Below are 14,531 nucleotides of genomic sequence, written 5' to 3'. Positions count from 1 at the left end.
CACGGAAGGAAGTGGGACGCCGCTCTTCCCTGCTGACGGGCTCCATTACGGAATCACGTTAACCATGTGTGGTCTGGAATGCATCGACGATGTGCCCGGCAAGAGCTTCGGCAGCGCTTCCGATGCCAGGGCGACGCATCAGCGCCACGTGGTAGTCCGCCAACGCCGGCAGTGCGTCGTGGTCCAGCTTGCGAAGCGGTGGCTGAATCAGGCTGGGTGGAAACGGCGACACCGCCAGGTCCGCACGCATGGCGGCTTCCTGTCCGGCACAGTGCTCGCATGTATAGGCGATGCGGTAGGACACCCCTGCGCGGTCAAGCGCTTCGAGGGCTGCACGACGCCAGACACAGCCGTGGTTGGCCAGTGCCACCGGTAACGGCGCACGCTGTGCGGCAATGCCGCCTTCCCGCCCTGCCCAGACCAGCGGCTCACTGTGCATGATCTCGCCCGGTGGCTCCTGTCCGTCGTTGCCGACGGTAATGAGCACGAGATCAAGCTCGCCCTCCTCCTGACGCTGAACCATGGTGGCGGTGTTCCCGACCACCACATCCACCTGCACCGCCGGGTGCGACCGGGCGAACCGGGCCAGCACCCCGGGCAGAATGCGCGAGCCTACAACGTCGGTGGTGCCGAAGCTCACGCGTCCCTCCAGTGATGGCGCAAGGAACTGGGTGACGGCCTCCTCGTTCAGCTTGAGCAAGCGGCGCCCGTAGCCCAACAGCACCTCACCCTCAGGGGTCAGGCGCACCTGGCGTGCTTCGCGCACGAACAGGGGTTGGCCCAGGGTCTCCTCCAGACGCTTGATCTGCATGCTCAGCGCCGAGGGTGTGCGGAATACCTGCCGCGCGGCGCGGGTGAAACTCCCACTCTCGGCGATGGTTACGAAGGTTCGCAAGACATCCGCATCAAGCAGGGGGAGCGTGCGGTGGTTCAGCGATGCGCTCGGCTCGGTCATGGCCCACATCATTCAGAAAAATTGAAAATTGACTGTAGATGTTTTCGTTTGTTTGATCAATGAGTCCACGCGACCATCTCCCGGAGATCGCGATCTCAGCATCACAGCGTAGAAAGCATTGCGCCGCGCATGACGCGGCGGACCTGAGAGAGGTGTGACATGAGTAACGTCAATCGCGAAGCCCGACCCGAGCGGGGACGGAACAGCATGCCGCGCACGCCCGACGTGTATATGCCGGCGATGCCGCCACTTCGGCTCATACGTGCTGTGGGGCGCTGGATCGCGGCCGCCTGTCGACGGCGCCGGCTGCAGCGGCAAGTCCGGCGGTGACGGCGATGGCCATCAGGTACCGCAATGATCTGGGAGGCATACAGAGGAGATCGTATGACGCTCGATGAGAAGGCGCCGGAAGCGACCACGACCAGCGCGGGTGTGCCCGCTCCGCAAGGCGCGGCCAACCCGGTGGACACCGATTACGTCATCGGCCAGGACAACGTCGCCGTGACCAAGTGGGGCCTCAACCTTGACCTGCACGGCACGGTGTTCACCGTGTCGTCGCTGGTCATCCTGGTATTCGTCATCCTGACGCTGGCCCTGCAGGCCGAGATCGAGCCGGTCTTCGACGCCATCTTCGGCTTTGTAACCAGCAATCTGAGCTGGGTGTTCCTGCTGGGCAGTAACCTGTTCGTGCTGGTCAGTGTGGCGCTGATCTTCACGCCACTCGGCCGGGTACGGATCGGCGGAGCCGATGCCAGGCCCGAGTTCAGCTACCTTGGCTGGTTCGCCATGCTGTTCGCCGCGGGCATGGGCATCGGCCTGATGTTCTACGGCGTTGCCGAACCACTGACCCACTTCGGCACGGCCCTGGACGGCACCACCACGGAGAACGGGGCGCGTACCGACTGGGCGCCGCTGGCGGCTGCCGCGGGCGATGCGCAGGCCGCGACCTCGCTCGGCATGGCCGCGACGATCCTGCACTACGGCATACACCCGTGGGGAAGCTACGCCATTGTCGGCCTGGCACTGGCGATTTTCGCGTTCAACAAGGGCCTGCCGCTGACCATGCGCTCGATCTTCTATCCGGTGCTGGGCGAGCGCGTCTGGGGGTGGCCGGGCCACGTGATCGACATCCTCGCGGTATTCGCAACCCTGTTCGGCCTGGCGACGTCGCTGGGTCTCGGGGCGTCCCAGGCCACGGCGGGGCTCAGCTACCTGTTCGGCGTGCCCGACACCGACGCCAGCATGGTGCTGCTGGTCACGGGCATCACCGCCATCGCCCTGGCCTCGATTCTGCTAGGCGTGGACAGGGGCGTGCGACGCCTGTCGCAGCTGAACCTGGGGCTGGCCTTTCTGCTCCTGGTCTTCCTGATTGTCGCCGGCCCGACCCTGGTGATTGCCACCGGTTTGCTCGAGAGCCTGACGGCATACGTGGTCCATCTGCCGGCGCTGTCGAACCCGTTCGGCCGCGAGGACGCCAACTTCACCCAGGGCTGGACCGCCTTTTACCTGGCCTGGTGGATCTCCTGGTCGCCCTTCGTCGGCATGTTCATCGCCCGGGTCAGTCGTGGCCGCACCGTGCGCGAGTTCCTGATTGCCGTGCTGCTGGTCCCGACCCTCGTGGCCGTGGTGTGGATGACCGCCTTCGGCGGCACCGCCATCGATCAGGTGATCAGCGACGGCTTCGAGGGGGTCCAGAACGCCGACCTGGAGCTGCAACTGTTCGTCATGCTCGAACAGCTGCCGCTGGCCGCCATCACCTCCACCGTGGGCATCATCCTGGTCGTGGTGTTCTTCGTGACCTCCTCGGACTCGGGGTCGCTGGTGCTCGACTCCATTACCGCCGGCGGCAAGGTCGATTCGCCCAAGCCACAGCGCGTCTTCTGGGCGATCATCGAGGGCGCCATCGCCATCGCCCTGCTTCTGGGCGGTGGCCTGAAAGCGCTGCAGAGTGCCGCAGTGTCCACCGGCTTACCCTTCACCCTGGTGCTCATGGTCGCGTGCTACGCGCTGGTCAGGGGACTGATGAGCGAGCCCTTGCCCGACCGGCGACGCACCCGGGCGGCGCAAGCGACGTGAGCAGCACGCCCATGTTTGACATGATGCCGGCGCCGCCCTCAAAATTATATAGATCGTTCTATCAAATTCAGAGTTCCGAGATGCCAGCCAGAAAGCGTGACGTTCTGCTCGACACGGCCGAGCGGCTTTTCTATGCGGAGGGGTTCCACGCCACCGGCGTCGACCGCGTTGTCGTGGAAGCGGGTGTCGCCCGGATGACGCTGTACAACCATTTCTCCTCCAAGGAAGCACTGATCGAGGCGGTGCTCGATCGACGATTCGCCCGCTACCTCGACGAACTCCGTGGCGCCATGGATGGGGCCGCGAAGGGTCAAGCGGTCACGGCACTGGTCGAGGTGCATTGCCGGTGGCTGGAGACCACCGCGAACCGCGGCTGCATCGTCATCAAGGCCATTGGCGAATTCGAGCACCACCACCCGGCGATCTCTGACCTGGGACGCCGGCTCAAGCACGAGCTGATCGCGGTGATCGGTGACGCACTGACCCGGGACGGCATGGTGGACGAGGCCGGCATGGCAGAGCGCCTGCTGGTGATCCTCGAAGGCGCAGATGCGCTGGTGCCGGTTCTCGGCGCGGCCACCGTAAACAACCATCTGCGGGCAATGATGCCCGCCGTGCTCGCCTCGACCACCGAGGAGCAGGCATGAGAGCGGTTGGTTCCACGGGATATGCCGTCCTCGGGGCCGGACTGATCGCCATCGCATTCGGGCTGGCCCGCTATGCATACGGCTTGTTCGTGCCATCGATCCGCGCGGAGTTGGGGCTGTCCGCCGACACGGTCGGCGTTGTCGGGTCGCTGGCCTTTGTCAGTTTCTGTCTCGCCAGCGTGGTCGCACCGTTGGTCGCCGACCGCCTGGGGCCGCGCCGGGCCGCAGCGCTTTCGGGGATGTTGGCGCTCGCCGGTCTCACCCTGATCAGCCAGGCGGGTAACGCCGTGGTTCTCGGCGCCGGCGTCTTCGCCTGCGGCGTCTGTACCGGCCTGATGATGCCGGCGCTGTCCTCCGGCGCGAAGGTCGCCGTGCGTGCGGATCTGCGCGGACGCGTCAACGCCGTCATGAACGCCGGCACCAGCGTCGGCCTGATCGTCTGCGTTCCGGCCGTGCTGCTGCTGAGCGGGGCATGGCGTCTGGCCTACGGCTCCTTCGCGGTGCTCGCGGCACTGGGCGTGCTGGCGGCCCTTGCCCTGATCCCCTCGCACACCCCCGCCAGCGAGGAGCAGGAGGCCCCCCCCACGCCGATCCCGCGAGAGCGCTGGTTCGAGGTGCTGCGGCTCACTGCGTTCTGCTTCGCCATGGGCGTGGCCGGGTCCGCGTACTGGATCTTCACGCCCGATCTGGTCGTCGAGATCGGTGGCCTTCCGGAGCGGCTCACCGGCTACCTCTGGCTGGTGGTCGGCATCACGGGACTCGCCGGCGCCTGGGCCAGCGATTTCGGCGACCGCTTCGGCGCGCCGGCAACCCAGGCGGTCGCGCTGGCTGCCCTGGGTGGCGCAACCGCCCTGGTGGCAGCCGCTCCCGGAGACTTCGGGATCGCCGTGGTGTCGGCGGCGGTGTTCGGCTGGGCGTTCATGACGCTCACCGGCCTGTATCTGGTCACGGGGATCCGGCTGCTGCGCGAGCGCCCGTCCCTCGGGCCGGTGATTGCCTTCCTGGCGATCACGGTGGGCCAGGCCGTGGGGTCCCCGCTGGTGGGTTCGGCCATCGCCGGCATCGGGTATGCGGAGGCATTCATGGTGTTCGCGATGCTGGCGGTCATGGTTGCGGCTGGCTCGTTTCTTTACCCGCGCACACTCAACGATGCGGTTGCCGAGGAGGCGGCCGCCGGGTCGCGAACTCCCGCGACATCCGCAGCAGAAAGAAGGAGACCGGAATCATGAACCCGGAAGGGAACACGATCGTCGTGCTGGATGGGGGGATGGGCCAGGAACTGCGACGGCGCAGCAGCCGCCCGGTGTCACCGCTGTGGTCCGCCCAGGTGATGCTGGATGAACCGGATCTGGTGGTGGCGGCCCATCGCGACTTCATTGATGCCGGGGCGCAGGTGATTACCGCGAACACCTACAGCGCCACGCCGCAGCGCCTGGCACGCGACGGTGAGCCCGGCCTGTTCGGGCCGCTGCACGCGGCAGCACTGGATGCTGCCCGCAAGGCCCGCCAGGAAAGCGGCAAGGATGTGCGCATTGCCGGCTGCCTGCCGCCGCTCATGGCGAGCTACAGTCCGGATATCGCGCCGGACGACGCCACCTGCCTGGAGGCCTACCGGCAGATGGTCACGGCGCAGGCCGGCGGCGTCGATCTCTTCCTCTGCGAGACCATGTCCCTGGCCCGCGAGGCGCGCGCGGCGACCATCGCCGCCGCCGAAAGCGGCCTGCCGGTGTGGGTGTCGTTCACGGTGGATGACGGGGACGGTACGCGCCTGCGTTCCGGCGAATCCCTCGCGGAAGCGGCCGAGCAGGTCGTGGCCGTGGGCGCGACGCACCTGTTGGTCAATTGCTCCGTGCCTGAAGCGGTCACTACTGCCATGGACGTGCTGACGGAAACCGGCGTGCCGTTCGGCGGTTACGCCAACGCGTTCACGTCCGTGGATGCCCTGAAGCCGGGCGGCACGGTGGATGTGCTGGAGGCACGCAAGGATCTCGATCCCGCCGCTTACGCCGACCACGCACTGGGCTGGATCAGCCAGGGCGCCAGCATCGTCGGTGGTTGCTGCGAGGTGGGCCCCGCCCATATCGCAGCGATCGCCGAGCGTTTGAGCGCAGCGGGGTAGAATCTCGGGGGCGAAAAGGTTAGTCACCCGGTACGTGCCAGGGTCCCTGGCCTTCACCACTGACAAGGCCGTCGACCCGGAGCTTCTCCAGGTGGGCCTGGACAGATCCCCGGGCCACGCGCTGCAGCGCCTCGGGGACATGGGTATAGATGCGCGCCACCATGTCCTGGATCAGGGTGTCGCCGGCCCGGACCGCGTCCAGCACCATGCGCTCCCGCTCCAGGCGGTGGTCGATCACCGCCTGGAACACCGCCGCCGCCGGCCTGAGCAGACGGCCGTGTCCCGGGGCAATGGCATCCACATCCAGGTCACGGAGCCGTTCCAGGGTGGCCAGGTAATCAGTCATGTTGCCGTCCGGCGGACTGATGACCACCGTATTGCTGTCCATGACCACGTCTCCGGCCAGCAGGATGCGGTCATTCTCCAGCAGGAAACACAGGTGATCCGAGGCATGGCCCGGCGCATGCAGGCAGTGCAGGGTGAAGTCGTCGCCATCCAGGCGGTCGCCCTCGTCCAGATCCTGATCCGCATCCAGGCCCTCGTCGCGGATACCGGTGAGCTCCGCGGGATGGGCCATGATGGATGCACCGGTCATCTCGCGCAGGCGCAGGGCGCCCGGGGAGTGATCGGGATGGGCGTGGGTGACGAGGATGGCACGTATGCGCCCCTCACCCGCGGCAACCACGGCCTCCAGGTGGCCGGGGTCATCAGGTCCGGGATCCACCACCACCCGGTCCTCACCGCCGACGATCCAGGTGTTGGTGCCCGGGCCGGTCATCATTCCCGGGTTCGGGGCTGTTATCCGGGCCAGCACCGGGTTCACCCGGTGCAACTCGCCGACCACCACCCGTTCACTTTGCTGTTGACTGTCATTCATGCGTGAAGCATACCGTGGAGACGATCACCGAACCATGCACGCCGGGAGCACCCATGAAGTACACCGCCGAAGTCGCTACACAGCGTTACCACCTGTCGCAGCGCATCCTGCACTGGCTCGTCGCCGTTCTGGTCATTGGCAGCCTCTCCGCCGGCATGACCCTGGGGTTCCTGGGTTTCGAGGGTGCCCGGGACACCTTCGGCATGGCCATGACCAACACCCTGTACACCTCGCACAAGACCGTGGGCATTCTCATTCTGATCTTCATGGTGGCCCGTCTGGCGCTGCGCATCGCCCGCGGAAAACCGGAGTATTATCGCCCCCTGCCGGGCTGGCAGCGCATGCTCAGCCAGAGCGTGCACGGGCTGCTGTATGTTCTGCTCATCGCCATGCCGGTGGTGGGCTGGCTGGCAACGGCCGCCGGCGGCTTCCCGGTGGAGTTCTTCCACTGGCACCTGCCGGGGCTGATCGGCGAGAACGACGCCCTGTCAGAACAGCTGTTCTTCTGGCACGCCACCCTGGGCTGGATCATCCTCGCGCTGGTGTTACTGCACATCACCGGCGCCCTGTATCACTGGCGTATCCGCCGCGACGGAGTGATGCAGCGCATGAGCCTGTTCGGCTGATGCGTCAGCGCGGAGCGAAGGGCAGCGCGAGGGCACTGAGCGCCTGAACGGGCATCGGCTCGGGCGTTTCCGGCGGCACCGTGGGGTGGTTGGCGGGCGCCCTGGAAAGACGCAGGGGCGCCCGCTCATGGGCACACAAGCGCGCAAGCACGGCGACTGCGGCAGGTTCGTCCGGCGCGCGCAGGAAACCGGCACTCGCCAGGCTGCCGCCCAGAGCATCACTGCTGGTGAACCGCGTCATCACCGGGGCGACCAGAAGGGGCAGCAGCACCGGCAGCAACCACACCAGCAGCGCCGGCGCCTGCCACACGAGCAGTCCACCCCAGACCAGTGCCAACACCGGCAATGCCCCCGTGTAGCCCCAGGCCTGCCGCCAGGACAGCAACCGCCCCTGACGCGCCTGGGCCCGCCAGACGGTGGCCCGGCCACTCAGTATGCATACCAGGAACCAGGCGTGCAGGACCAGCAGCACGGGGGCGATCAGCACCGAGAACACCACGTCCAGTACACCACTTGCGGCAAGGCGCACCCGGCCGCTCCCGGCGCCGGCCTGCGTCACGATCAGCACCAGGCCGAAAACGCGGGGGGCGAGCACGAGCAGGACGGTGACGATCAGCAATGCGAGGGCCGTCGCCGAACCCACCCCACCGGCGCCCTCTCCGGCGACGGCCAGCAGGCCACCACCGGAGCGCAGCACCGCATCGATGCTGGTCAGGGCCAGCAGCGCCAGCCATAGCGGCGAAGCCAGATAGGTGAATGCACCCAGGAACAAGTGCAGCCGGCTCAAGGGATGCAGATCGTGATTCCCCAGCAGCCGCAGATGCTGGAGGTTGCCCTGGATCCAGCGGCGGTCCCGCTTGGCGTAATCCAGCAGCGTCGTCGGCAGCTCCTCGTAGCTGCCCTGCAGGTCGCTTAGCACCCAGACGCCCCACCCGGCACGCCGCATCAACGCCGCCTCGACGAAATCGTGGCTGAGAATCTCCCCGCCCAGGGGTGGGCTCCCCGGCAGGGTGGGCAGGCCGCAGTGGGCGGTAAAGGCCCGCAGCCGCAGAATGGCATTGTGCCCCCAGTAGTTGGCGGCATCGCCCTGCCAGAACGCCATGCCGGCGGCCAGCATGCGGCTGTGCACCGCGCCGGCGAACTGGAACAGCCGCCCGAACAGGGTCTGCTGACGCACCGGGACCGGCACGGTCTGGATCAGCCCGGCACCGGGGTTCGCCTCCATGGTGCGCGCCAGGGTCACCAAGGTGGAGCCGGCCATGAGACTGTCAGCGTCAAGGACCACCATGAAGTCATAACGGCCACCCCAGCGGCGGCAGAAGTCGGCGATATTCCCTGCCTTGCGGCCGGTGTTGTCGGGGCGTCGACGATAATGGACGCTGAAGTCACGCGGCAGCCGCTGGCGCAGCTCCGCCACCGCCGCCTGCTCCCGTTCGGCGATGTCGGCGTCCGTGGTGTCGCTGAGGACGAAGGCGTCGAAGGCCGCCCCTTGTCCAGTGGCGATCACCGACTCACAGGTGGCCGCCAGCCCATGGACCACGCGCTGGGGGTCCTCGTTGTGAACGGGCATGACCAGCGCCGTGCGGCTGACCAGGGGTGGATCAGCGGTGCCCGGCGTTCCCGGAACCCGGCGGCGAAGGGACAGCGGATCACGCCCCGACAGCCCCAGCACGAAGCCGATGAAAGCGCTCCAGAACGCCAGGGCAATCCAGGCGAACAGCACCAGGAACAGCAGCAACGACACCGCCTGCAGAGGCCCCACTGCACCCGGATCCACCAGGGTCAATACCGCGCCTGCCGCCAGCGCCACCGTGGCTGCAACCACTCCGGCCAGCAGGCGTCGACGCAGACGCACGGCAGGGCAGGTCAACCTCAGGGCTCCCGCGTCCACGGTGGTTTGTTCGCGCTTACAGCTCATCGGGATACCAGACAAAATTCCACGTTTCGCTCACCGGCCCCTCCGCGTTGGCAAGGACAACGCGCATGTCCGCGGCGTGATCGCCGTCGGGAGCCAGACGGAACGTAACCCTGACCGTGTCAGGCTCGGGCAGGGAGACCACCCGGATATCAGTGACCTCACCGCGGCTCGCCTCCACGCCGGCCTCCAGTTCGTCCACATTGGCATCGCCCAGTGCCTCACCATGGAAATCGATGGCAAAGCGGCGCACACTCTCCGGCGGCGGATCGGGTTCGCCCGGGGTGGCGGCCCAGCCGGTGCGGCTGCGGATCACCCGGGGGCTGGCATGATCGGGCGGCTGCTCGCCGCGCATCAGCAACCGGTAGGCGTAGTGGCGCTGCTCGCCGGCCCGGAACGTCGTGTCCGGTGCCCAGTAGGCGACGATGTTGTCGTTGGTCTCACCATCGGAGGGGATCTCCACGAGTTCCACACCGCCCTCGCCCCAATCTCCCACGGGCTCGACCCACTGACTGGGGCGGCGGTGATACTGCGCCTCGAGATCCAGGTAACTGCTGAAATCGCGCTCCCTCTGGAACAGACCGAAGCCTGCCGGACCGCTGTCCCGCAGCTGGGTAACCCGGAATCGGGCAGGATTGATCAGCGGGCGCCAGATCCACTCGCCGGCCCGGGTGAGCACCTGCAGGCCGTCGGAGTCGTGGACCCGCGGACGGAAGTCGTCACGGCGGGTCATACCCGGCTGGCCGTGGTCGAACATGCTGGTCAGGGGTGCCACCCCCAGGTTATCCACGTCCTCCCGGGCGAACAGGTGCTTGTCCACGTCAACGCTCAGCGACGGCTGCGGGCGGATGCGGAACCGGTATGCGCCGGTGACCGAGGGGCTGTCCAGCAGGGCGTAGACGGTCACCGCATCGGCATCGTCCGCCGGACGCTCCAGCCAGAAGCTGCGAAACGCGGGAAACTCCTCACTCCCCGCGGTCACCGTATCGATGGCCAGCCCGCGGCTGGACAGGCCATAGACCTGCCCCTCGCCCACCAGACGAAAATAGGACGCGCCCAGGAACACCGCGATTTCGTCGTCCACATCCGGATCATTGATGGGATAGTGGAGGCGGAAACCGGCAAATCCCTCGGCTGCGACGGCCTCGCTCTCCAGTTCCGCGGCCTGCCGGTCGTAGCGGAACAGGTCGGGATCAAAGGGGATTTCCCGGCTGCTTCCGTCGTCCAGCACGTGAATGGTCACCGGTTCGGTGAACAGGAAGCCTGGGTGAAAGAACTGGACGCTGAACCCGTGGGGATCCTCGGCCCACAGGGCAGCATTCCGGCGGAAGCGGATCTGCTGATAGGCACTGTAGTCCATCTCCGCCAGCGCGGACGGTACCTCACCCACGGGGGCCGCGTAGTCGTCCGCTGCGCGCTGCTGAGCCCGCTCGATCACGGACTGGAAATGCCCGTCCTGAGCGGTCAGGGTGGCAGGCAGGATCACAAGGCCTGCGAACAGGGATCGGGCGCGGCAGCGGAACATGGCTCTATCCTGTAGCGTTCACTAAATTATACAATAATGATACACGAACAGCGAAGCCATGCTCGCCGCTCGAGCCCGACCCGCGCCCATACAACAAGGTTAGCCATGCCGCCGGTTTACGCACTGACACCCCTGCTGGTCCTGGGCGTTCTCAACGTTTTCCTGCTGGCGCTGGAGATCCCGCGGCACTGGGGGTTCGGCCCCAACGTGCTGGCCTTCGAGGCCCTGGCGCTCACGGGCGCGTTCATGCTGCTGCCCCGCCGCCGCTGGACCCTGGTCGCAGCACTGGTGACCGGTGCCGTGCTGCTGGTTCTCGCACTGATGGCCGCCATTGATGCGCTGGCGCGCATGAGCCTGTCGCGGCCACTGAACCTGTACCTAGACTACCCGCTGATCACCTCAGTGTACGACCTGGCGGTGGGCAACCTGCCACCGCTGCTGGCCATGGGTGCACTGGCGGCTCTGGTCGTGGCGCTGCTGGCCCTCTGGGCCGGCGGCACGGTGCTGCTCGCACTGCTGCGCGCGGACGGGCCCGGCCCCGTCCGGCGGACCAGTGGCGTCGTGCTGCTGGCGGCGGGCATCGCCGGCATCGTGACATTCCACACCTCGCCGGTGGTGCCGCGGGCCATTTCCCCCGGCGTGACCATGATCGCCGACCAGGCCCAATGGGCCGCCCGCACCCACCATGAAAGCCGGGCGTTTGCCGCCCTGCTGGACGCCGACGACAGCGATGCTGCGCGCCCACTGGACGGGCTGCGGGACACTGACGTAATCCTCGGGTTCATCGAGTCCTACGGTGTTTCGGCGGTGTTCGACGACCGCTACGCGCCAGTGATCCGCCCGCGGCTGATAGATCTGGAGCAGCGCGTGGACAACGCCGGCCTGCACATGGTCACCGGCACGCTGGATGCGCCAATGTTCGGTGGTCAGTCCTGGCTGGCGCACGCGGCCACCCTTTCGGGACTGTGGATCGAGAACCAGCTGCGCTACGAGCTCATGCTCAACACCCAACGGGACACCCTGGTGCAGGATTTCCAGGCCACCGGTCACACCACCATGCAGATCATGCCGGCCATCACCCAGGACTGGCCGGAAGGGAGCTGGTACGGCTTCGACACCACCCGGGAAGCCGGCGATATCCCCTACCAGGGGCCACCGTTCAACTGGGTGACCATGCCGGATCAGTACACCTGGTGGTATTTCGAGCAGTCCCTGCGCCAGCCGGCGCAGCAACCAGTGTTCGGCATGCTGGCCCTGGTGAGCAGCCACGCGCCCTGGGTGCCCATCCTGCCGGTGATCGAGGCCTGGGAGCGCATCGGCGACGGCGAGATCTTCCGGCAGTGGGAAGGCAAGGGCGAGACGCCGGAGCAGCTGTGGCGGGACCACGACCGGGTGCGCGCGCACTTCGCCCTGTCGGTGGACTACGCCCTGAATGTGGCTGCCGGCTATGCCGAGCGGTACGTGGACGAGGACACGCTCCTGATCGTCCTCGGCGACCACCAGCCGGCACAGCTGATCACCGGGGAGTACCCCAGTCCCGCGGTGCCGGTGCACGTCATCAGCGGCGACCCGGCGCTGCTGGAGCCGTTCCGGGAACGCGGCTTCGTTACCGGCGGCACACCGGTCACAGAGCAGGGCCTGGCCGGCATGGATCGCCTGCGCGGGTGGCTGCGGGAGGATTTCGGCACAGCCCCTCAGGACGACTGAGCCGCCACCGCCGGAATCAAGTGCTCGCTGACCACCTGCTCCAGCCGGCGCAGATAGGTGGTACCGGAGGACGGCGGCGTGGGATCGGAAGTCATCACCGCAGTGAGTTCCAGCTCCGGGATCACGTAGAGCATTTGCCCGCCGAAGCCCCAGCCATAGTAGGCCGTGTAGCCCTCCAGTTCGGTAATGAACCAGCCGTAGCCGTAGAGATCGTTGTTGAACCGCGAGCGTGTGCGGGGCGTCAGCGACGCCTCGATCCAGTCCGCCAGCAGCACCTGGCGCCCATCCAGGGCACCATCATGCCGGATCATCTCGCCGAATCGGGCTAAAGCCCGGGGGCTCAGGCGCATCTCGTTACCACCGAAGTGGATGCCCTGAGGATCCTGCAGCCAGTCGGGAATGGCGATGTTCAGCGGCGCACCCAGCCAGGCGCGCGCCAGGGCCAGGGTGCTCTCGCCGGTCTGCTCCACCAGCGCGGCGGAGAGCAGGTGGGAATTCCCCGTGGAGTAACCCATGCGGCCACCGGGCTCATCCACGAACTCCCGGCGGAGCACATAGGCCACCCAGTCGTCGCTGGCCACCCAGGCCCCGTAATTGGCCCCGGAGGTCCGTGCCAGGCCGGACTGCATGGACAGCAGATGGCCCACGGTGATGTCGTTGACCCGGGCGTCGGCATCCTCCGGCACGCGCTCCCCCAACAGCTCGCTCACCGGCTGCCCGGTTCCCGCGAAAACGTCGCGATCGATGGCGGCCCCCACCAGGGCGCCGATGACCACCTTGGAGAGGGACTTGATGTTGACCGGCGTCTCCAGATCCGGCCCGTCCACCACGCGCTGGATCACCGGCTCGCCGTCCACCAGGACCAGCATGGCGCGGGAGCGCTCCAGTGCGGCAAAGGCGTCCTCGGCATCAGCCAGGGACGGATCGGGGTCGGCTGCGACGTCCGCACTGACCACGGTGATTGCCAGGGAAACAAGCAGGCAGACGGTCAGCAGGTGAGCCGAGCGCATCGCCATCCTCCATTCAGTTACACGCCAGGTTGAGACCGTTGGCGGCCGCGGAGGTTGCAGCTGGTTTGATTTTCCTGCCGAGCGGGGCTCGGCAGCTGACCCGGAAAACCTGCGTCAATGATATAACCGCAACGGGGACAGCAAGCGAACAACACCATGGCAACGCTAACGGCCCACCCATCGACCCTCTATTTCGTCAATCCGCACGCGGGCGGCGGGCGTGCCGGGCAGTTCTGGAACCGCAACCAGCGCGCCGCAGGTCCGACCCGGGATGCCATCCACACGGCATCGGCGGCGGACAGCGCCGATCAGCTTCGCGCGCGGCTGGATGAAGGCGTCCGCCGGATCATCGCCGTCGGCGGCGACGGCACCTTCCACTTGCTGGTCAACGAGGTCCTGGCCCGGGGCCTGGGCGGGCAGGTGGACATTGGCCTTGTGCCGATGGGCACCGGCTCGGACCTGGCCCGGACCCTGCGCCTGCCCCGTAACCCGCACCGGGCCATGGCCCTGATGGAGCGCGGCTGTGTCCGCCAGCTGGATGCACTGCGCCTGGCGCTGGACGGCGAAGTCCGTTATGCCACCAACATCGGCTCCATCGGCCTGTCCGGCGAGGTGGCCCGGGAAGTCAACCGCCACCGCCGCCACGGCCGCCTGGGCTACCTGGTCACTGCCCTGCGGCACTTGCTGGGCAGCCACCCCAGGCAGTGCCGGGTGACGGTGAACGACAGGCCATGGTACGAGGGTGCGGCATGGCTGGTGGCTCTGGCCAACGGCCCGCGTTTCGCCCGGGGCATGCGCATCGCTCCCGAGGCACACATGGATGACGGCCTCCTGGACTGCGTGGTGGTGGCCGGCGCGTCGCCATGGCGTCTGCTGCCCTGGATCCCGGCCCTGTACCTGGGCCGGCATCTACGCTCGCCCTTTATTTCCAGCACCCGTGGCGCCTCCGTGCGGGTCGTCACCACCGATGGCGACCCATGGGTGACGGAACTGGACGGCGAGCCCTATACCGCCAGGGAACTGCAGGCCACCGTCTTGCCCCGGGCGCTGCGGATGCTGACAACCCCGCATTGA

Annotated in this window: 12 protein-coding genes; 7 read left to right on the top strand and 5 right to left on the bottom strand. The window is 67.3% G+C overall.

The window, feature by feature from the left end; translation table 11 throughout:
* Positions 1-58: 58 nt before the first annotated feature.
* Positions 59-955, bottom strand: a complete 897-nt coding sequence (locus tag KU884_RS01995) for a LysR substrate-binding domain-containing protein (protein WP_167781049.1) — start codon at positions 953-955, stop codon at positions 59-61.
* A gap of 384 nt (positions 956-1,339) precedes the next feature.
* Here KU884_RS01995 and KU884_RS01990 point away from each other — a divergent pair, with 384 nt between their 5' ends.
* The 4 genes from KU884_RS01990 to KU884_RS01975 are packed head-to-tail and all read left to right on the top strand — an operon-like array spanning position 1,340 to position 5,797.
* Entirely contained in the window at positions 1,340-3,031 is a 1,692-nt protein-coding gene (locus KU884_RS01990; protein WP_167781048.1) for a BCCT family transporter, read from the top strand.
* An 11-nt stretch (positions 3,032-3,042) separates the two neighbouring features.
* Entirely contained in the window at positions 3,043-3,678 is a 636-nt protein-coding gene (locus KU884_RS01985; RefSeq protein ID WP_254432145.1) for a TetR/AcrR family transcriptional regulator, read from the top strand.
* Entirely contained in the window at positions 3,675-4,907 is a 1,233-nt protein-coding gene (locus KU884_RS01980; RefSeq protein WP_167781047.1) for an MFS transporter, read from the top strand. Before KU884_RS01985 ends, KU884_RS01980 begins: the two co-directional genes overlap by 4 nt.
* On the top strand, positions 4,904-5,797 hold the full coding sequence (locus KU884_RS01975; RefSeq protein ID WP_167781046.1) for a homocysteine S-methyltransferase family protein: 894 nt from the start codon (positions 4,904-4,906) through the stop codon (positions 5,795-5,797). The genes KU884_RS01980 and KU884_RS01975 overlap by 4 nt, the downstream gene beginning before the upstream one ends.
* Positions 5,798-5,816: 19 nt before the next feature.
* On the opposite strand, the gene KU884_RS01970 is transcribed toward KU884_RS01975, so the two are convergent.
* Positions 5,817-6,674, bottom strand: a complete 858-nt coding sequence (locus KU884_RS01970; protein ID WP_167781045.1) for an MBL fold metallo-hydrolase — start codon at positions 6,672-6,674, stop codon at positions 5,817-5,819.
* A gap of 53 nt (positions 6,675-6,727) precedes the next feature.
* Between KU884_RS01970 and KU884_RS01965 the strand changes: the two genes are divergently transcribed.
* Positions 6,728-7,300, top strand: a complete 573-nt coding sequence (locus tag KU884_RS01965; RefSeq protein ID WP_167781044.1) for a cytochrome b — start codon at positions 6,728-6,730, stop codon at positions 7,298-7,300.
* Between the two features lie 4 nt (positions 7,301-7,304).
* Here KU884_RS01965 and mdoH read toward each other — a convergent pair whose 3' ends face one another.
* Together mdoH and KU884_RS01955 are read right to left on the bottom strand one after the other, a co-directional pair.
* A complete protein-coding gene (gene mdoH, locus KU884_RS01960) occupies positions 7,305-9,218 on the bottom strand; it encodes a glucans biosynthesis glucosyltransferase MdoH (protein ID WP_167781043.1) in 1,914 nt (637 codons plus the stop codon).
* Positions 9,208-10,740 (bottom strand): glucan biosynthesis protein, encoded by a 1,533-nt coding sequence (locus KU884_RS01955; protein ID WP_167781042.1) that lies wholly within the window; start codon positions 10,738-10,740, stop codon positions 9,208-9,210. Before KU884_RS01955 ends, mdoH begins: the two co-directional genes overlap by 11 nt.
* A 105-nt stretch (positions 10,741-10,845) precedes the next feature.
* Between KU884_RS01955 and KU884_RS01950 the strand changes: the two genes are divergently transcribed.
* Entirely contained in the window at positions 10,846-12,447 is a 1,602-nt protein-coding gene (locus KU884_RS01950) for a sulfatase (protein WP_167781041.1), read from the top strand.
* On the opposite strand, the gene KU884_RS01945 is transcribed toward KU884_RS01950, so the two are convergent.
* Complete coding sequence (locus tag KU884_RS01945) at positions 12,435-13,457, bottom strand: serine hydrolase (protein ID WP_167781040.1); 1,023 nt, start codon at positions 13,455-13,457, stop codon at positions 12,435-12,437. The genes KU884_RS01950 and KU884_RS01945 overlap by 13 nt on opposite strands.
* 156 nt (positions 13,458-13,613) lie before the next feature.
* Between KU884_RS01945 and KU884_RS01940 the strand changes: the two genes are divergently transcribed.
* Positions 13,614-14,531, top strand: coding sequence for a diacylglycerol kinase family protein (locus KU884_RS01940; RefSeq protein WP_167781039.1), 918 nt, complete (start codon positions 13,614-13,616; stop codon positions 14,529-14,531).

The organism is Aquisalimonas sp. 2447, from assembly GCF_012044895.1.
Taxonomy (GTDB): Bacteria; Pseudomonadota; Gammaproteobacteria; order Nitrococcales; family Aquisalimonadaceae; genus Aquisalimonas.
This window is presented reverse-complemented; position numbering and strand designations above follow the sequence as displayed.

Bases quoted from the DNA above. Each gene is read 5' to 3' on its own strand.
- KU884_RS01940 (WP_167781039.1), top strand. From the start codon at position 13,614: ATGGCAACGCTAACGGCCCACCCATCGACCCTCTATTTCGTCAATCCG.
- KU884_RS01985 (WP_254432145.1), top strand. From the start codon at position 3,043: ATGTTTGACATGATGCCGGCGCCGCCCTCAAAATTATATAGATCGTTC.
- KU884_RS01955 (WP_167781042.1), bottom strand. From the start codon at position 10,740: ATGTTCCGCTGCCGCGCCCGATCCCTGTTCGCAGGCCTTGTGATCCTG.
- KU884_RS01975 (WP_167781046.1), top strand. From the start codon at position 4,904: ATGAACCCGGAAGGGAACACGATCGTCGTGCTGGATGGGGGGATGGGC.
- KU884_RS01950 (WP_167781041.1), top strand. From the start codon at position 10,846: ATGCCGCCGGTTTACGCACTGACACCCCTGCTGGTCCTGGGCGTTCTC.
- KU884_RS01995 (WP_167781049.1), bottom strand. From the start codon at position 955: ATGACCGAGCCGAGCGCATCGCTGAACCACCGCACGCTCCCCCTGCTT.
- KU884_RS01970 (WP_167781045.1), bottom strand. From the start codon at position 6,674: ATGAATGACAGTCAACAGCAAAGTGAACGGGTGGTGGTCGGCGAGTTG.
- KU884_RS01980 (WP_167781047.1), top strand. From the start codon at position 3,675: ATGAGAGCGGTTGGTTCCACGGGATATGCCGTCCTCGGGGCCGGACTG.
- mdoH (WP_167781043.1), bottom strand. From the start codon at position 9,218: ATGAGCTGTAAGCGCGAACAAACCACCGTGGACGCGGGAGCCCTGAGG.
- KU884_RS01965 (WP_167781044.1), top strand. From the start codon at position 6,728: ATGAAGTACACCGCCGAAGTCGCTACACAGCGTTACCACCTGTCGCAG.
- KU884_RS01990 (WP_167781048.1), top strand. From the start codon at position 1,340: ATGACGCTCGATGAGAAGGCGCCGGAAGCGACCACGACCAGCGCGGGT.
- KU884_RS01945 (WP_167781040.1), bottom strand. From the start codon at position 13,457: ATGCGCTCGGCTCACCTGCTGACCGTCTGCCTGCTTGTTTCCCTGGCA.